Annotated in this window: 19 protein-coding genes; 7 read left to right on the top strand and 12 right to left on the bottom strand. The window is 72.0% G+C overall.

All coding sequences use genetic code 11. The features are described 5' to 3' along the window. Nucleotides 1-49: 49 nt before the first annotated feature. Together OG736_RS23360 and OG736_RS23355 are read right to left on the bottom strand one after the other, a co-directional pair. Nucleotides 50-688, bottom strand: a complete 639-nt coding sequence (locus OG736_RS23360; RefSeq protein ID WP_327184165.1) for an SRPBCC family protein — start codon at nt 686-688, stop codon at nt 50-52. 141 nt (nt 689-829) lie between these two features. Further along, nucleotides 830-1,861: a medium chain dehydrogenase/reductase family protein gene (locus tag OG736_RS23355; protein ID WP_327184164.1), complete on the bottom strand. Its 1,032-nt coding sequence runs from the start codon at nt 1,859-1,861 to the stop codon at nt 830-832. A 184-nt stretch (nt 1,862-2,045) separates the two neighbouring features. Here OG736_RS23355 and OG736_RS23350 point away from each other — a divergent pair, with 184 nt between their 5' ends. Beyond that, complete coding sequence (locus tag OG736_RS23350) at nt 2,046-2,705, top strand: TetR/AcrR family transcriptional regulator (RefSeq protein ID WP_327184163.1); 660 nt, start codon at nt 2,046-2,048, stop codon at nt 2,703-2,705. 63 nt (nt 2,706-2,768) lie between these two features. On the opposite strand, the gene OG736_RS23345 is transcribed toward OG736_RS23350, so the two are convergent. Beyond that, nucleotides 2,769-3,293: a hypothetical protein gene (locus tag OG736_RS23345; protein ID WP_327184162.1), complete on the bottom strand. Its 525-nt coding sequence runs from the start codon at nt 3,291-3,293 to the stop codon at nt 2,769-2,771. Nucleotides 3,294-3,382: 89 nt separating this feature from the next. After that, nucleotides 3,383-3,907, bottom strand: coding sequence for a DUF1877 domain-containing protein (locus tag OG736_RS23340; RefSeq protein ID WP_327184161.1), 525 nt, complete (start codon nt 3,905-3,907; stop codon nt 3,383-3,385). A 118-nt stretch (nt 3,908-4,025) separates the two neighbouring features. Between OG736_RS23340 and OG736_RS23335 the strand changes: the two genes are divergently transcribed. After that, entirely contained in the window at nt 4,026-4,484 is a 459-nt protein-coding gene (locus OG736_RS23335; RefSeq protein ID WP_327184160.1) for a TIGR03618 family F420-dependent PPOX class oxidoreductase, read from the top strand. 105 nt (nt 4,485-4,589) lie between these two features. Here the strand turns inward: OG736_RS23335 and OG736_RS23330 are convergent, their stop codons facing one another. Next, nucleotides 4,590-6,173 (bottom strand): right-handed parallel beta-helix repeat-containing protein, encoded by a 1,584-nt coding sequence (locus OG736_RS23330; RefSeq protein ID WP_327184159.1) that lies wholly within the window; start codon nt 6,171-6,173, stop codon nt 4,590-4,592. A 262-nt stretch (nt 6,174-6,435) separates the two neighbouring features. On the opposite strand from OG736_RS23330, the gene OG736_RS23325 reads away from it, so the two are divergent. Both OG736_RS23325 and OG736_RS23320 read left to right on the top strand, forming a co-directional pair. After that, nucleotides 6,436-7,365 carry an SCO2400 family protein gene (locus OG736_RS23325; protein ID WP_327184158.1) on the top strand — a complete coding sequence of 310 codons (930 nt, stop codon included), beginning with the start codon at nt 6,436-6,438 and terminating at the stop codon, nt 7,363-7,365. Between the two features lie 422 nt (nt 7,366-7,787). Next, nucleotides 7,788-8,243, top strand: a complete 456-nt coding sequence (locus tag OG736_RS23320) for a tellurite resistance TerB family protein (RefSeq protein ID WP_020133267.1) — start codon at nt 7,788-7,790, stop codon at nt 8,241-8,243. 168 nt (nt 8,244-8,411) lie between these two features. Here OG736_RS23320 and OG736_RS23315 read toward each other — a convergent pair whose 3' ends face one another. Both OG736_RS23315 and OG736_RS23310 read right to left on the bottom strand, forming a co-directional pair. Next, nucleotides 8,412-8,774, bottom strand: a complete 363-nt coding sequence (locus OG736_RS23315) for a DUF952 domain-containing protein (RefSeq protein ID WP_327187690.1) — start codon at nt 8,772-8,774, stop codon at nt 8,412-8,414. A 22-nt stretch (nt 8,775-8,796) separates the two neighbouring features. Further along, on the bottom strand, nt 8,797-9,090 hold the full coding sequence (locus OG736_RS23310) for an SCO0607 family lipoprotein (RefSeq protein ID WP_327187689.1): 294 nt from the start codon (nt 9,088-9,090) through the stop codon (nt 8,797-8,799). 374 nt (nt 9,091-9,464) lie between these two features. On the opposite strand from OG736_RS23310, the gene OG736_RS23305 reads away from it, so the two are divergent. Together OG736_RS23305 and OG736_RS23300 are read left to right on the top strand one after the other, a co-directional pair. Continuing rightward, complete coding sequence (locus OG736_RS23305) at nt 9,465-9,668, top strand: cold-shock protein (RefSeq protein WP_020133270.1); 204 nt, start codon at nt 9,465-9,467, stop codon at nt 9,666-9,668. Between the two features lie 131 nt (nt 9,669-9,799). Continuing rightward, entirely contained in the window at nt 9,800-11,308 is a 1,509-nt protein-coding gene (locus tag OG736_RS23300) for a DEAD/DEAH box helicase (protein WP_327184157.1), read from the top strand. Nucleotides 11,309-11,333: 25 nt separating this feature from the next. Here OG736_RS23300 and OG736_RS23295 read toward each other — a convergent pair whose 3' ends face one another. The 3 genes from OG736_RS23295 to OG736_RS23285 form a co-directional block, all read right to left on the bottom strand. Then, nucleotides 11,334-11,546, bottom strand: a complete 213-nt coding sequence (locus OG736_RS23295) for a DUF4287 domain-containing protein (RefSeq protein WP_267019284.1) — start codon at nt 11,544-11,546, stop codon at nt 11,334-11,336. A gap of 91 nt (nt 11,547-11,637) precedes the next feature. Beyond that, nucleotides 11,638-11,991: a hypothetical protein gene (locus OG736_RS23290; RefSeq protein ID WP_327184156.1), complete on the bottom strand. Its 354-nt coding sequence runs from the start codon at nt 11,989-11,991 to the stop codon at nt 11,638-11,640. Nucleotides 11,992-12,069: 78 nt separating this feature from the next. Next, nucleotides 12,070-13,254, bottom strand: a complete 1,185-nt coding sequence (locus tag OG736_RS23285; RefSeq protein WP_327184155.1) for a sensor histidine kinase — start codon at nt 13,252-13,254, stop codon at nt 12,070-12,072. 86 nt (nt 13,255-13,340) lie between these two features. Between OG736_RS23285 and OG736_RS23280 the strand changes: the two genes are divergently transcribed. Next, nucleotides 13,341-13,709, top strand: coding sequence for a DUF4333 domain-containing protein (locus tag OG736_RS23280; protein WP_327184154.1), 369 nt, complete (start codon nt 13,341-13,343; stop codon nt 13,707-13,709). A gap of 18 nt (nt 13,710-13,727) precedes the next feature. Here the strand turns inward: OG736_RS23280 and OG736_RS23275 are convergent, their stop codons facing one another. Together OG736_RS23275 and OG736_RS23270 are read right to left on the bottom strand one after the other, a co-directional pair. Continuing rightward, entirely contained in the window at nt 13,728-14,069 is a 342-nt protein-coding gene (locus OG736_RS23275; RefSeq protein ID WP_327184153.1) for a VOC family protein, read from the bottom strand. Between the two features lie 52 nt (nt 14,070-14,121). After that, nucleotides 14,122-17,112 carry a helix-turn-helix transcriptional regulator gene (locus tag OG736_RS23270; protein ID WP_327184152.1) on the bottom strand — a complete coding sequence of 997 codons (2,991 nt, stop codon included), beginning with the start codon at nt 17,110-17,112 and terminating at the stop codon, nt 14,122-14,124. Between the last annotated feature and the right edge of the window lie 12 nt (nt 17,113-17,124).

Raw genomic sequence — 17,124 nt, 5'->3', positions numbered from 1 at the left:
CCCCCCGGCCCGTACGGACCCCGGCGTAGAGGTTCGCACGCGGGCGCCGTCACTTCCGGCGGTGCTCGGCGGTGGTCTTCAGGTCGTGGAGCCAGGCTTCGAGGCCCGCGCCGAGGGCCGCGGTCGCGGTGGGGACGTCGGCCTCGACCTGGGCGCCGGTCCAGGTCTCCTCGGTGTGGACACGGACGCCGCCCTTGACCTCGGTGAAGGTCCACAGGTGAACGCCCTCGTCGATACGCAGGCCCTGGCCGATCGCGGGTCCGCTCCACAGGACGCAGGCCCCGCGCTGGAGTTGGCGGACGGTGGAGGTGATCTCGAGGGTGGTCGCGGGGGTGGTGGGCGTGGCGGGCGCCGGGGTGGTCCAGCGGAACCGCGAGCCCTTCCCGAGCCGGCCGGTGTCGAGGCGTTCGGCGGTGAGAACGGGCTGCTGCCAGGACGGCCAGCGTTCGACGTCGGTCTGGAGCTTCCAGACGGTGCTCAGCGGCGCCTTGATCACCACGTCGGAGTGGTAGCGGATACGGGCGGAGGCGTCCACGCCCTGCCCTCGGCACTGGGACGTACGACTGTGGTGGGCGCCGGCCCGGGCGGGCGCGGCCTGGGCGGCGGGGATCGCGGTGGCGAGGGTGCCGACGACGGCGAGTGCGAGCGGGAGAGCGAACGTCAGCGTCCTGGTCCTGGTGCCGGGCATGAGGATTCCCTTGGTCTGAAGGCCTGGTGGGCCGGTTGGCGGGTGGGCCGGTTGGGGTGAGGCGTGCGAGAAGTACGGGGTGGGGGTGCGGGTGCGAGCACCCCCGCCTGCGAATGCCGGAGGTGTACGGGTGAAGGACACCTACGGGTGGAGGACGACCTTGCCCGCGACCGTTCCGGACTCGGCCAGACGGAGAGCGTCGGCGACGTCGGTGAGCGGGAGCCGGGCCGCGATCCGCGGTGTCACATCACCGCGGATGAGGGCGGCGAACAGCTCGGTGAGGTCGGTCCGCAGACGGGCCCGGAAGCGGTTCTTGGCCAGGGCGCGGCCGGCCCAGACGTTGAAGAAGTAGGCGCGGCGCCGGTTGGGCAGCGCGTTCCACAGCCACAGCCGGCCGAGCAGCTTCAGCACGGGCCACTGCTTGGACCCCTCGTCGTCCCGGGTGGAGGCGGTGCCGTACGAGACGAGCGTGCCGCCGGGAGCGAGGAGGCGCCAGGAGTCGACGATGCCCCGGCCGCCGACGTGGTCGAAGACGGCGTCCACGCCACCGGGGGCGAGTTCGCGGATCCGCGCGGCCAGGTGGGCGGTGCGGTAGTCGACGGGGGTGACTCCCTGTTGCCGCAGGGCGTCGTGGTGGCGGGTGGACGCCGTGCCGATCACCCGCATGCCGGCGGCCCGGGCCAGCTGGACCAGGACCGAGCCGACGCCACCGTTTGCGCCGTGCACGACGATGGTGCCGCCCGCGCGGACCCGTGCCTTGCGGTGCAGCATCTGCCAGGCGGTGATGCCGTTGACCACCAGGGTCTCCGCCTCCGCCGCGTCGATCCCGGCGGGCACCGGCACCACGTCGGCGGCGTCGACGAGGACATGGCTGGCCCAGCCGCCGACCTTGAGCAGGGCGGCCACCCGGGTGCCGGCCAGGCCGGGCTCGACGCCGTCGCCGGTCGTCAGCACCGTGCCGACCAGGTCGTAGCCGGGGACGAAGGGGAACGGCGGCTGGTCGTAGTAGCGGCCGCGGCGCATCTGCTGCTCGGCGAAGGAGACCCCGGTCGCCTCCATCCGGATCAGCACCTGCCCGGGGCCCGGAGTGGGGACGGCTCCGTGCCGGATCCGCAGCCCTTCCGGCTCGACCTTGCCCGGCAGGACGACCTCGACGAGTCCCTCGGCGTTCATGACAGCCTCCAGTGAGCGTTACCTCTGCTTGCGTTCGTTAGAAGTTGTAACGCAGATCGAAGGGGAGTGTCAATAACCTCCGTGATAGCCTCTAACTAATTCTTGAGGCTATAGACGCGAGCGCGTGTGAGCTCGAGACCTCGAGAAACTTGAGACCTCGAGAGCGGAGAGGTGGCGGCAGGCCATGGCGGAGACGGGTACGACGACCCCGCGCGAGCGCTATCGCGCCCAGGTTCAGGCGGAGATCAAGGAGCGCGCGTGGGAACAGATCGCCACGGCGGGGGCGTCCGCGCTCTCCCTCAACGCGATCGCCAAGCAGATGGGGATGAGCGGACCCGCGCTGTACCGGTACTTCGCCGGCCGCGACGAGCTGATCACCGAGCTCGTCCGGGACGCGTACCGAAGCCTCGCCGACGCCTTCCGCACCACCTCGGCCGCGGGCGGCGGCCTGACCGGACTGGCACACACGCTGCGCGACTGGGCCCTGGACGATCCCCAGCGGTACTTCCTCGTCTACGGCACGCCCGTCCCGGGCTACCACGCGCCCGACGACGTCACCACGATCGCGTCCGAGATCATGACGGCCCTGCTCGACGCCTGCGCCGGCCTGCCTGCCGACGGCCCGCCGACCCCGCTCACCGCCCGCCTCGAAGGCCTCGGCGACCAGTGGACGAGCGGCCACCCCGCCCCACCCGCCGCCCTCCACCGGGCCCTGACCTGCTGGACCCGCCTGCACGGCGTCCTGTCCCTCGAACTGGCGGGCCACTTCAACGGAATGGGCTTCGACCCCGCCCTGCTCTTCACCGCCGAACTCGACGCCCTGATCGGTCCTTCGGCTGGTTGAGGGGCGCCCGCGAGGCCGAACGCCTCGAAGCCCCCGCCTCGACGACCCGTAGCCGAGGGTCGTCTACATATGGCGGGGATCGGTGGCGAGGAGGGCGGGATCCTCCGAGCGCAGCCGGAACTTGGCGTGCACGCCCAGGCTGTCGCGGGCGGCTACGTAGAACTCGTCACGCTTCTCCTGGAACTCACGGAACGCCTTCATCCAGTCGTCCGGTGTGCCAGGGCGCATGTCGCGGACGAACTGTTCCAGGACCCAGGCGTGGCGCTGAAGCGCTCTGGCCGCCGAGATGGTCTCCGCGTCGCCCATGAGGAGGACGGCCTCGAAGGCGTAGCCGCGCTCCAGTTCGGCTTCCGCCATCAGCTCCAGACCGGTTTCCTCGGCGAGTGGCTGAGGAAGATGGAAAAGGCCCTTACCCGCCGCCAGCCGGCCCGCCAGCGACGTGAACCGCTTCACCGCGTCGGCATAGCGCAGATAGCAGTCCAGACGGTGTTCGTCCCACCTCGTGGTGAGCTGGCGCCGCCATCGGGCCCGCTCCATCAGGGCCCCACCGACATACGAGGCCGCCGCCCCGACCAACACACCGATCAAGGTGAACAACTGTCCCGACATATCCGCCCCCGCCGATCACGTAGCCCTCGCCCGGGACCCTACTTGCGGGGCCGGCCCGCCTCGGGGCGTCAGTCCCACCATGAGACGACGGCAAGGCCCCCCTTCGAGGCTCCCGCATAGAACCTGCGAAGAGCATCGAAATGGTCCATCAGATACGTTCTGGGCCCGTCGACGAGGCCTTCGGCTCCGTGGCCGATCAATGCTCCTGCCTCACGGATGTCGAGTGGCAGCATCGCCAGAACGGCCTGAAGGTCGATCTCCCCGAGCAGACCGGAGACTCGCCTGGCTGCCAACGGTTCAAGGGCGGCCGGTGCAGGACCGAAGGGCCCGATGGCATGAGGGTGAGCGTTGAGGAAACCGACATCCGTCGCCACACCGCCGTCGGTGGCGCGCCTGAGCGCGGCGAGGTGCAATTCGCCGATTCCGGCGATCTCGCACGCACGTTCCAGCATGGCCGGCGCCCAGTCCAAGTCGAGGCAGTCAGCCGCTGGCGGGTCCCACTGGTGATCGCCTTCGAAGGACTCCTCGGCGCGTGTCCGGCAGTCGGCGAGATACTCCGCAGAGACTCGGGCAAGCTGCTGGGTGACGGCCATGACAACCAGTATCCCGGGGGCGTCCACCCCTTTTTGAACGCCCCGTCCATCACAAGATCCCCGGCAGAGCCATCAGGTGAGTTGAAATACCCAAGGGCTCAAGGGAGTTGATCACGTCATGACTCAAGGGCCCGCACCTCGCACGCTGTCCGACGAAGCACTCTCCGAGCTGCTCGGGCGACAGCGCTTCGGCACGCTCGCCACCATCCGGCGCACCGGGCACCCGCACCTGACCACGATGCTCTACAGCTGGGACGCCGACGCCCGGATCGTGCGGTTCTCGACGACGGCCGACCGCATCAAGCTGCAGCACCTGCGCCGCGACCCGCATGCCGCCCTGCACGTACCGGGCGACGACGTGTGGTCGTTCGCCGTCGCAGAGGGCGAGGCCGAGGTCTCCGGGGTCACGGTCGTCCCCGGTGACGCGGTGGGACGGGAGCTCCTCGGGATGATCCCGGCGGACGCGCGGCCCGAGGACGAGGACGGGTTCCTGGAGCAACAGGTCGCCGAGCGCCGCGTGGTCGTCCGGCTGAAGGTGGACCGGCTGTACGGGACGGCGCTCGACATCGACGGCTAGACACGGCCGGACACCGCTGGGAACAGGTGCAAACAGCTGCCGACAACTGGAGAACACCGCGTACGGGTGCGAGGGGCCTCCCCTCGCACCCGTACCGGCCGCTTGCTACAGCGTCACCTTGGTGCCGCCCAGCGTCACCACCAGCTGGCCGTTCGAGGCGAAGGACCAGGCGAGGGCGCCGCCGTAGGAGGAGGCGCAACGGGAGCCGTTGGTGCCGGTCCAGAACTGGTTGGTGCTGTCGGCGTCACCGACCGTCTTGTCGTTGGAGCCGCTGACGTTGTACCGGCAGGACGTGTTGGTGCGGAACACCGAGGTCCCCGCGTCCCACGAGTAGTTGCGCTCGGCGTTGTCGATGCTCAGGTTGTTCGACACGGCCATGGAGCCCGGGTTGCTGTTGTACGTGAACCCGTGATGGCCGTTGCGGTAGGCGATGCTGCGCCGGACGACGTGGTTGACGGCGATGTCGTCGCCGCCGAGCTTGTAGCCGTTGCGGTCGCCGTTGGTGTTCACGGTGCCGTCGGAGAGGGTGCCGTTGCTGTAGGAGAGGGAGTCCTCGACGGTCACCGGGCCGATGGCTCCGGTGTCGGTCTTGGTGTAGAGGTCCCAGCCGTCGTCGATGTTGTGGTGCGAGACGGCGTACCGGAAGACGTTGCCGGTTCCGGTGGTGAGTTTCGCGGCGAAGCCGTCGGCGTCCTCGCCGTCGGAGTCGGCGTTGTCGTGCGACTCGGCGGAGAGGATCAGGTTGTCGGACGGCCACTGCGCGGCGGGCGTGCTGGAGGCGATCCGGCCTAGCTGGAGCCCGGTGTCGTGGTTGAAGCGGGTGACGGTGCGCTCGATGACGTTGTGGCTGCCGCCGACGTAGATCCCGTTGTCACCGGCGTGTTCGACGACGATCCCGTAGACATGCCAGTACGAGCCGAACAGCTGGAGTCCACGGTTCGACGAACTCTCGCTCTGTGCGGAGAAGTTGAGGACCGGCGTCTCACCCGGGTAGGCGGACAGGGTGGTCAGCGCGCCGGCCGTGCCGCTGCTGGTCGCCGGGACGGTGACCGTCGACGACGGGGCGTACGTCCCGCCGCGCAGGTAGATCGTGCCGCCCGCGGTGACCCGGCTGATCGCCGAGGTGAGGGTGGTCGGGGCCGACTGGGTGCCGGCCGCGCCGTCCGTGCCGCTCGGTGAGACGTAGAGCGCGCCGCCGGCCGGGGGTGTGGTGCTGTCGGCGGTCGTCGCCTCCAGGTAGTCGACGTTGGGCAGGCCGGCCGCGGTGGTCGGGGCGAGCCGGACGGTGTTGCTGCCCGCGTTGAGGGACACCGTGAGCGTCTTGGTGACCCAGGTCGACCAGGCGGCGGTGGCCTCGAAGGACGGCGTCTGCACGGTCGTGCCGTTGACGACCAGGGAGGCCGGGCGAGCCGTGCCGGCGCCGTTGGCGAAGCGGACGTTCAGCGTCGCCGTGCCGGCCGTGGCCGCGTTCACGGTGAACTGGGCGTATCCACCGGTCGCGTTGGTGCCGTTGCAGAACCCGCTGCCGGAGTAGCCGGTCCAGTCGGAGTCGATGGTGCCGGCGCAGACCGCCGGGGAGGTCTCCGCCTCGTAGCGGGTGGTGGTGGCCGCCTGGGCCGTGGTGCCGGACAGCGCGACGAGCGCTCCTGCCACCAGGCTGACGCAGGCCATGACGGATCTCAGCTGCATGATTCATCTCCAGGAACGGAACGAGTGCGGGTCGGCCGGACCAGAAAGCGCTTTCTCCCGGAAGTTAGGGGCGTGGCGTGACCCCGTCAAGAGACGCGTACCTGTTCTCTGTTCACATCTATGGACGGAAGTGTGGTGTGTGCTCGTGTGCGCCCGATCTCCTCAAGGGATCCGTGCAGGAGCGTCACACAGACTGCACACAGTCTTTCGAACGACTCGTTAGCGTTTCCGGCCATCGGACCCCCGCGTAGGAAGACCGCAGATGGACTACTGCTCCACGTGTCGCCGGCATCTCAACGGCGCCCTGGTGTGCCCTGGATGCGGCGCCTACGCTCCGGACATCGCGCCGGTCACGGTCGACCGCCGCATCGCCCCGGCCCGGGTCGCGACGACGACACGGATGTCGACCCCGGGGCCGGAGCCGACACCTGCGAGACTCACGCCTCCGTCGACGACGTACGCGGACACCGGGTCGTACGCGGACACCGCGTCGTCGGCCGCCCCGTCGCCCGACTCCGAGAGCGTGCCGTCCGCGACGGCCGTTCCCTACGCGCGGCAGGGGCGGGCGGCCCGTCGGCGACAGCTGGCCCGCTGGAAGAAGAACCAGCGCCGAGCCGTGGTCGCGACGGCCGTCGCCCTCGTCGGAGGCGGGCTGTCCTTCGCCGCGATGGACCGCCAGAGCGGCGACCAGGCACAGGCGGCCACGACGCCGGAGACCCCGACCACGGCGGGCGGTGAGGAACCGACCCTGGAGCACACCCTGCCGACGGTGAGCCGCTCCGGCGCGCACCGGGCCTCGCCCTCGCCCGGCACCCCTCTGTCGTCGACGAACACCCACTCGGACTCGCTGGCCCCCTCCCCCGCCACGGTGCCGTCGGTCCCCCGGCAGCGGACCGGAACCTCGTCCGGCGACGGAACGGTCACCGCTCCCACCGGCACGGCCGCCACCACGGACACCACCGGCACGAGTGGTACGAGCGGCGCGAGCGGGCAGCAGTCGTCCGCCTCCACCGCGACCGACGGCACGCAGTCGTCGAACTCGAACTCCGCCTCGGATTCCTCGAATTCGTCGTCGTCCTCTTCGTCCTCGCCGTCGTCGTCGAACTCCTCGTCGTCCTCCTCGACGAGCACCGCCCCCGCGGGGACCTCGCCTACGGACGTCTGTCTGCTGGGCCTGATCTGCCTCGGCTGACCGGGCACCTGTGCCGACGCCCGGCTGCGTGTTGTTGACACCGGGTCACTGATTCTCTCCACCCGCCGTGCGGTCGTACGACCCGGCGGGTCTCCTCCCGGCATTCCGGCGCCCCATGGAGGCCGCCCGTGTCCGCAACACGCCCTTTTTCCAAGGCCGATCCCTGCCCGACGACGACCGACTCCACCGTTCCGTCCCCTGCTCGGGCGCGTCTGCGTCATATCGCGCTGCCCTTCGGCTCGCTCCTGCTGTTCCTCGCCCCGGGGCACGGGGGACGGAGGGGATCGGGAGGAGATCGAGGGGACTGAGGAGATCCGAGGGGCTGAGGAGTCCTGAGGGAACTTATCGAGGCGGCCGTTAGTTTCTACGTTGCTGTAGATCTTGTGCAGTCACTTACTCCGCCCCGACCTTCTGGAGTTCTCATGGCCCTGTGGGACCGCATCAAGGAGTCCGCGTCGACGATGCAGACCCAGCTCGTGTCGAAGAAGAACGACCTCAAGAGCGGCGCCTTCCGCGACGCGAGCATGGCGATGTGTGCCCTGGTCGCGGCGGCGGACGGCACCATCGACCCCGCGGAGCGGCGCCGGGTGGCGCAGCTGATCGCCTCCAACGAGGTGCTGCAGAACTTCGACGCCACGGATCTCCAGCGGCGCTTCGACGACAACCTCAACAAGCTGACCACCGACTTCGATTTCGGCAAGGTCAGTGTTCTCCAGGAGATCGCCAAGGCGAAGAAGAAGCCGGCCGAGGCACGGGCCGTCATCCAGATCGGCATCGTGATCGGCGGCGCCGACGGCGACTTCGACAAGACCGAGCAGGCCGTCGTACGGGAGGCGTGCTTCACCCTCGACCTGCCGCCGCACGAGTTCGACCTCTGAGCTGAGCACGCCCTCGCAGCCGTCGGCGTCGCCGCGCTCGGCAAGGTGAAGCTGCGCCGCCGAGACGGCCCGCCGGACGGTGGTGCGGGAGAACCGTAGGGGTTCGCCCACGCCACCGTCCGAGCGCCGCCAGGCCGCCAGCGCCGACGCCCGCCGGCCGTCTGTCCGTCAGCCGATGTCCGTCAGGCCGGTCGCCAGGCCGTTCTCGTCCCAGCGGACCTCCATGACGCGGGTCACGGCGTCCCGGTCGATCGGGCCGAACACGTGCGGGAACAGGGTGCCTTCGGCGACCCCGGGCGGCGGAGCGGGCGCGGCCGCCTCCCACGCGCAGGTCGCGGTCAGCCGGCTCTCGTCGAGCACGAGCGCCAGCAGCGGCCGGGGGCCGGTCCGGTAGAACGCGTTGACGACGGCGAGCGTGGTCGCCTCGTCGGGCGAGCAGTGCACGAACCCGTCCTCCGCGAGCGAGGCCGGCGCGTAGGGCCGCTCCGGGGCGGTGCTCCACTCGTCGAGCGGTACGACGTGATAAATCATCATCCCGTTATACAACGGGCGTTCACCCGCCCTCGGGGAGCTCGATGATCTCGCCGTTCTCGTCGAGGGTGTGGGTGCTCCAGTAGGTGTCCCACTTGTCGCCGACCTTCTCGGGGACCTTGCCCTCCGGATAGCGGGCCCAGCCCTGCGCCGGCTCCTCGCCGTCCGGCACACAGTCGCTGCCACCGCTGTTCACCGCCAGCACCGGGTACTCGCCGCCGCCGCAGCTCGCCTCCTCGATCTGGAAGGAGCAGCCGGTCAGCGTCACGACGGCCACGGCGGCCGCCACGGCCGCACCGGCCAGGGCGCGGCCCACTCCCCCTCGGCTCCTGGTCCTGGTCCTGCGCACGGTCGGCTCCTCTGCACGGCTCGACGGCCGGTCGGCTCGACGGCCGCACCGGGTGTGCGATCAGCCTGCCGCGCGGCGGGAGTGTTCCTCTTGAGTACGGGTACTCATATGCCTGGGACGACGTCCTCAACACGTCGCGGTCGTGCTCTCCCGGTCCCCGGCCCCGCATCCGGACGTGTGCTACCGTGATAAAAGTGGCAGTTTCGGTTACCAGAGGCTTTTGAGTGCTCTTCGACCTTCCGTCGACGGGCACTCTTTTTGTTTTTGGGGCTTTCCCGATCCTGCCGCACCCGGGTCCGCAAGGTGCGGAGTCCGGGCATTGCCCCATAGGGAGATTCAACATGGCATCTGGCACCGTGAAGTGGTTCAACTCGGAAAAGGGCTTCGGCTTCATCGAGCAGGACGGTGGCGGCGCTGACGTGTTCGCCCACTACTCGAACATCGCCACGTCCGGCTTCCGTGAGCTTCAGGAAGGCCAGAAGGTTACCTTCGACGTCACTCAGGGCCAGAAGGGCCCGCAGGCGGAGAACATCCAGCCCGCCTGAACCGCCTGACGCCGCCTGACGCTGACGCTGACGCGATCGGCTGCGCATCACGCGGACTACGTGGCCGGGGCCCGCACTCCTGAGTGCGGGCCCCGTCCCATGGCATTTTGCCCTTTCGAGGAAGGTATCGGATGAACCGCAACAACTCCGTCCGCTCCCGTACGGACCGGCGCCAGGGCGCACCGTCCCGTTCGGCCAAGCCCGGGCGGAGTGGACGCGGGAGTCGTCCCGCCGCGTCCGGCGGTGAATTCGCGCTGCCCGTCACCCTCACCCCGGGACTGCCGGCGGTCGAGTCGTTCGCCGAACTCGACATGCCCGAGCGGCTGCTGACCGCCCTCGGTGCCGAGGGCGTGACCACCCCGTTCCCGATCCAGGCCGCGACGCTGCCGAACTCGCTGGCCGGCCGGGACGTCCTGGGCCGTGGCCGCACCGGTTCCGGCAAGACCCTCGCCTTCGGGCTCGCGTTGCTGGCCCGTACGGCCGGACAGCGGGCCGAGCCCCGGCAGCCGCTGGCCCTGGTCCTCGTCCCCACGCGGGAGCTGGCCCAGCAGGTCACCGACGCCCTCACCCCCTACGCCCGCGCGCTGCGGCTGCGGCTCGCCACGGTGGTCGGCGGTCTGTCGATCGGCCGGCAGGCGAGCGCCCTGCGCGGCGGCGCCGAGGTCGTCGTGGCCACGCCCGGCCGCCTCAAGGACCTCATCGACCGGGGCGACTGCCGGCTGGACCGGGTCGCCATCACCGTGCTCGACGAGGCCGACCAGATGGCCGACATGGGCTTCATGCCGCAGGTGACGCAGCTGCTCGACCAGGTGCTTCCCGACGGCCAGCGGATGCTGTTCTCGGCCACCCTGGACCGCAACGTCGACCGGCTGGTGCGGAACTACCTGCACGACCCGGTCGTCCACTCGGTCGACCCGTCGGCGGGCGCCGTCACCACGATGGAGCACCACGTGCTGCACGTGGAGGACGAGGACAAGCACGCCACGACGACGGAGATCGCCGCCCGCGACGGACGCGTGATCATGTTCCTGGACACCAAGCACGCGGCGGACCGGCTGGCGAAGAAGCTGCTGGCGGTCGGGGTGCGCGCCGCGTCCCTGCACGGCGGCAAGTCCCAGAACCAGCGGACCCGGACGCTGGCCCAGTTCAAGGACGGGCACGTCACGGTGCTGGTGGCGACCAACGTCGCGGCCCGCGGCATCCACGTCGACAACCTCGACCTGGTCGTCAACGTCGACCCGCCCGCCGACCACAAGGACTACCTGCACCGCGGCGGTCGCACGGCACGCGCCGGCGAGTCCGGCACCGTCGTCACGCTGGTCCTGCCCCATCAGCGCCGGGAGATGACGCGGCTGATGGCCGACGCCGGCATCACCCCGCAGACCACCCGGGTCCGCTCGGGCGAGACCGAGCTGAGCCGTATCACCGGCGCGCAGGCGCCTTCCGGCGTGCCCGTCGTCCTCGCTCCGGCGGTCACCGAGGAGCGCCCCGCGCGCTCGGCGTCCACCGCGCGCTCGCGCCGTGGCCGTCCCGCGGCCCAGGGCAACGGCCGTCCCACCTCCCAGGGCGGACGACCCACCTCCCAGGGCCGTCGCCGCTCCCCCGCCAAGGGCAACGGCAACACCGCGAACGGCCGCTGAGACCGGGCCGGGGGCAGGCGGGGGCTCACACGCCGGTGTCCTCCGCCAACGTGTGCGCGACCAGCGCGTTGGCGTGGCCGTGCCCCAGCCCGTGCTCGGTCTTCAGCCAGGCGACGAGCTCCATGTGCCGGGTGAGCGGCGAGGCCCGGATCAGGGTCTTCCACTCGGCGATCGGACGTCCGTACTTCTTCTCGATCGACGGGAAGTAACTCGCGGGGCCCTTCACAGCTTCAGTCATGTCCGTACGACCGGCGCCGAAGGGGGAAGTGATCGGTGCGGGGAAGTGATCCGCGTCACCTGGCTCCGGCCGTCGCGCGATCGGCCCGCGCTCACCCGCCGACGGCGGCGTACACGGCGTAGGGCAGCAGGATCGCGGGGAGGGTCAGCAGCCGGGGCCTGAGCGGGCGCCCCTTCGACAGAGGGCGCAGACCGTCGAAGAGGACGAGCAGCAGCGCGACGAACACCGCGAACAGGACGAGCGTGATCCGCACGAAACCGCCGTCCTCGATCTGGTCGTACGTGCAGTGGTCCAGGTCGCGGCGGCCGAGGTCCTCGTAGGTGCAGTGCCCGTGGCTGAGGTACCAGCGCGCGCACAGCAGGACGACGGCCGTCGGAAGGCCGATCAGCAGGTGTACCAGGAGCGGCGGCAGCCAGCGGCGCAGTACGGAGAGGGCGGTACGCATCCGGTCACCCCACCAGGGCGGGCCGGGGCGGGCTGTGGCGGAAGCCACTCCTCCGGTCACAGGCCTGTCACAGCGGCCTCAGCGCGCCGGGAACCGGGCCCTGACCTCCCACCCCTGGCCGTGACCTGCCGGTACCGGCCCGGTGCGCAGCTCGCCGCCCAGGGCCGTGACCCGCTCCCGCAGACCCACGAGCCCGAAGCCGCCGCCGCGGGCCTCGGCGGGTAGCTGGGTGCCGCCGCGGCCGTCGTCGACGACGGTGACGTCCAGGCGGTCGCCGTCCCGGCCGAGGCGGACGGTGACCGTGGCGGCGTCGGCGGCGTGCCGCCGCACGTTGGTCAGGGCCTCCTGGACGACCCGGAACGCGGCGGCCTGCACCTCGTGGGGGAGGTCGTCGGAGAGAGCGGGGTCGCGGTGCAGGACGACCTGCTGGCCCGGTCCGGCGAAGCCCTCGGTGAGACCGGCGATGGCGGCGAGATCGCCGACCGGCCGCCGCTCGGCCTCCGCGGTGTCCCGCAGGACACCGACCGTGCGGCGCATGGAGGCGAGCGCCTCGGTCGCGGCGCGTTCGATGCCCGCGAGGACGGGGTCGAGCTCCTCGGGCCGCGGACTCGGCCGCGTATCCGGCCGCCCGGCCGCCATCATGCGGGCCACCTGCGTCTGGACGAGGATCCCCGTGACGTGGTGGGCGACGAAGTCGTGCAGGTCGGCGGCGATGGCGAGGCGCTCCTCGCGGCGCGTCTCGTCCACCGCGACGGTACGGCGGTAGTCCAGCGACCGCAGATAGGCGGCGAACGCGGCGACGAGCAGGACGAGCGCCAGCCCGACGACGACATAGGCCAGCCCCTCCCCCGACCACGCGAGCCGGTAGGAGCGGGCCGGGATGGCGAGCAGCGCGCCCGCGTCCAGCGCCGCGCACGCCAGGACCCACCGCGGCGGGCAGTGCCGTACGGCGACGAAGAGCAGGCAGAGCAGGACGGCGAGCTCGCCCGGCCCGAACGGGGCGTTGCGGTTCAGGACGACCGCGGCGGCCGTGTACAGGACCGACACCAGCGCGGGCACGGCGGTGCGCAGCTGCGGGGTGAGCCGTGCGGGGCGCCGCGCGGCCGGCCACAGGACGGCGGCGAGGCCGACGGTGAGGACGACCGCGGGGCGCCACACGTCGTAGCCCTCTTCGCTCGCGACCATCAGGTCGACGGCGGACGCGGCGAGCAGCGCGCCGACGGCGGCGCCCCGTGCGCAACCCCGTAGCCAGGCGGATCTCATGGAGCTCACGGTAGGCGCAGGCAGGGGCGGCGGTATCGGCCGAACGGTCGAGTGGCTCCGGCCGCGACGGCTGGTACGTTCCCCTCATGCCGGACAGCAGGTTCCTCGTCGGCTTCGTCGGCGGCGCGGCCGCGGTCTTCGTCCTGGTCGCTCTGGCCACGCACCTCGTCTCGCGCGAGGAGTCGACCACGGCACTCGACGCGCACGACACCGTCCTGGTCGAGGGGCACCGGGCGCTCGCCCCCGGCACGGTCGCCGGACGCACCCAGAGCCTCTACCACCCGCTCCCCTGGGTCGGCTCGAAGGTCCACGTCACGTGCCCGACCGGCCTGAAAGCGGTCACGGGGGCCCGGCTCACCTGCACGGGAAGGCGCGGCGACGGCACGACGGTGGACATCCCGGTGCGGGTGGTGCGGGTGTCGGGCGCAAGCCTGACCTGGCGGTTCGAACGCTAGTCAGGGGGCGTCGGGCGGTCAGACGGGGGCCCCGCCGAAGCCGATCTCGTTGCCGTCCGGGTCGTGGAAGGTGACCTTGCGCACGCCGTTGGAGTAGGTCTCGCGGCGGGTCGGGGTCAGACCGCGGTCGGCGATGGCGGCGACCCGGGTGTCGAGGTCGTCGACGAAGAGGGTGTTCAGGGCGTGGCCCTCGTGGCCCGGACGGTGCTCGATGTACAGGTAGCGGTGTTCGGCGAGCTCCCAGACCGCCTCCGTGTCGTTCGGGAAGAACGCCGGCGGGGCGCCGAGCAGCCGCTCGTACCAGGCGAGGGCCGCTGTGTAGTCGTTGACGGGGATGCCTGCGAAGAGGTCGACGGCCATCTCCTCATCGTAGGTCCGGCGGCGCGCGACGACCCCGTGCCACGCAGCCGCCTCAGTCGTCCAGCACACCCCGCAACTCGCCCCGGCGCCGAATGCCCAACTTCCGGTAGGCGCTGGTCAGGTGGGTCTCCACGGTGCGGCGGGCCACGTGCAGGAGATCCGCTATCTCGGTGTTGGTGCGGCCGTCCGCCGCGAGTTCCGCGATGCGGCGCTCGCTGCCGGTGAGGGCCCCGGAGCCGGTGTGCGCGGGCGTGGTGCGGCGGCCACCGGCGGTGCGGAGGGCCTGTTCGGCGTAGGTCAGCAGGCGGACGCTGCCCAGCCGTTCTGCGCGTTCGGCGCCCTCCCGCAGATGGTCGCGGCCCCGCCCGCGTTCACCGGCGGCGGTCAACTGCCGGCCGTGGGCGAGGAGGGAGGCCACGAGTTCCGCCTCGGCCGGGGAGTCCCGGAGGACGGCCACCGCCTCGGCGCCCAGTTCCAGGCCCCGCCGGCCCCGGGTCGCCCGGCCCAGGACCCGCAACGCCCGTCCCGTCGTGCGCGGGGTGTTCCACACCCGGGCCAGTCGCAGTTCCTCCGTCGCCAGGGCCAGCGCCTCCTGGGAGTTGCCCAGCGCCAGCCGGCACTCCGCGGCCGCCGTCCGCCACGGAGTGACGACCGGACTGTGCACGGCGCGGGCGGACTGACGTCGACCGCACTCCAGGAAGTCGTGCAGGGCGCCCGCGACATCCCCCTCGGTGAACCGCAGCACGCCCCGCGCGTAAAGGAACCGGTTCAGCTCCCAGGAGTCCGGGGTGTCGCGGAGGTCGAAGGTGTCGGCCAGCCGGCGGGCCTCGGGCGTACGGCCCGTCTCGACCAGCGCGAGCAGGGTGTGCGCGTCGGCGTTGACCGGGCTGCCGCCGGTGCGCCGGGCACGGCCCGCCTCGGGGAGGGCGGCGAGCAGCGTGCCGTACGCGCCCCGCGCCGCCGCGATGTCCCACCTGGTGTCCAGCAGGGCCTGTTCCATCGGGTGCAGGAGGCTCGGATGCTGGCCGGCCAGGCCGCGTTCCACCAGGCGTTCGGCTTCGTCGAGTTCGTCGGCCCACTGGGCCACCGCCGCGGCCGTGCCCAGCAGGAACGGCTCGGCCAGGGGATCGGCGGGTTCCGTCAGGAGGGTGCGCAGCCGTCGCATCGCCTCCCGCGCCGGGAGGTCTCCCGCGGTCGCCGCGTACCGCACGAGCAGGGCCTGCCCGGACGCGCCGACGAGTTCCGGGGAGCGTTCGGCGGTGTCGGTGAGCCAGCGGTAGGCCTCCCTGCGGACCGTCTGGTCCTGGTCCGAGAGCAACGCGGACGCGGTCTGCAGGGCCCGCGCCAGGTCGGGGTGGCCGGCCAGTCGGCCCTCCAGTCGGCGCAGCACCTCCACCGCCGTACGGACCTCCCCCCGGCCCACGAGCGCGGTGCCCAGCGCGATGGCCGTACGGACCTGGTCACGGGGTTCGGCGGGCAGGTCGAGCGCCTCGGCCAGCCGTGGGATGCCCGCCGGGGTGTCGGCCGAGGCGTACTCCAGGGAGCCGAGTTCGGTGAGCAGCCGCTGCCGCAGGTCGTCGGGCAACGGTTCCTGGAGGGCTCGGCGCAGGTAGCGGACGGCGTCGCCGGGGCGGGCGTCCCGGGCGGCCACGGTGGCGGCGTCGCGCAGCACACGCAGCGCCCAGGGCAGGCCGGTGGGCGCGCTGCCCAGCAACTGCCGTGCCACGGCGTCGAGGTGGTCGCCCCGGCGCAGCATCGCCTGGGCGACCGCCCGGTGCGCGTCCTGACGGCGGGCGGGGGACCAGCCGCCGAGGACGGCGTCCCGCAGGAGCGGGTGCGCGTAGCGGGGGCGGCCTGCCCGGTCCGGACGCAGCACGCCGAGCCGGGTCATCGCGGTGAACCACCCGGAGACACGGGCCGGGTCGGCGCCGGAGGCGTCGGCGACGAGCGCGGCGAGGGCGTCGGTGGCGGCTTCGGTGGCGGGCAGGGCTTCATGGGCGGCTTCGGTCACGGTGTCGCTGTCGCCGTGGGTGTCGCCGTGGGTGTCGCTGTCGGGAGCAGGGACGGGGCCGAGGTCGGGGAGGGGGACGGGAACGGCGTTGCGGGCAACGGAGCCCTCCGCCCGCCAGGCGCTCGCCGTCCGCTCGACGTTCTCCGCCCGCTCGGCCCGTACGGCGCTCCCCTCCCGCTCCGCCGCCCGTACGGCCCGTTCCGCCTGTGCCGTGCGTTCCGCCTGTTCCAGGGCCGCGAGGGTCCGGGCCACCTCCGCCGTCGCCGGGCCCGCGCTGTCCAGCCACCAGGAGACGGCCGCCGGGTAGGAACCCGGGTACAGCGCGGCGCACGTCCTCGGGACGGCCGTCGGCGGCGGGGCGCCGTCGAGGTCGTCGAGGAGGGCGTGCAGGAGCAGCGGGCTGCCCGCGCCGGCCCGCACGCAGTCCGCCGTCCACCGGTCGGAGGCCGTCGGGAAGGCGGCCCGGACCAGATCGGCCGAGGCGTTGTCGGTGAGCGGGGCGAGGGTGTGGGTGCGGACCACGGACGGGGACAGAGCGTGGGTGAGACCGGCGGGCCGCGGGTCGATGTCGTACTGACTGCGCTCGGTGGCCACCAGGAGTACCGGTAATCGGTCGATACGGCGGGCCGCCTCCACGAACCAGCGCCGCGAGGCCTCGTCGGCGAGGTGGACGTCGTCCACGGCCACCATGAGCGGTGACTCGTCGGCGTACGAACGCAGCAGCCGCCACAGCCGCGCCGCACTCCCCCGGTCGTCGTCGCCCGGGCCGACGTCCGCGAACTCGGGTACGGAGCCGAGGAGATGGAGCACCGAGGAGAACGGCAGCGCGATGTCGTCGGGCGAGCAGCGGGCGCGCAGCACCCGCAGGCCGAGGTGGGTGGCGTGCGCGGCGGCGGCCTCCAGGACGGCGGACCGGCCGGTGCCCGTGGCGCCGCGCAGCAGTACGAGACGGCCTCCGCCGGCTCGGGCCCGCTCCGCCTCCGCCGTGAGCAGCGCGTGCGCGTCCTCGCGTTCCCGCAACGGTCCGGTCATCCCTGCCTCCTG

Source organism: Streptomyces sp. NBC_01334 (assembly GCF_035983595.1).
GTDB lineage: Bacteria > Actinomycetota > Actinomycetes > Streptomycetales > Streptomycetaceae > Streptomyces > Streptomyces coriariae.
This window is presented reverse-complemented; position numbering and strand designations above follow the sequence as displayed.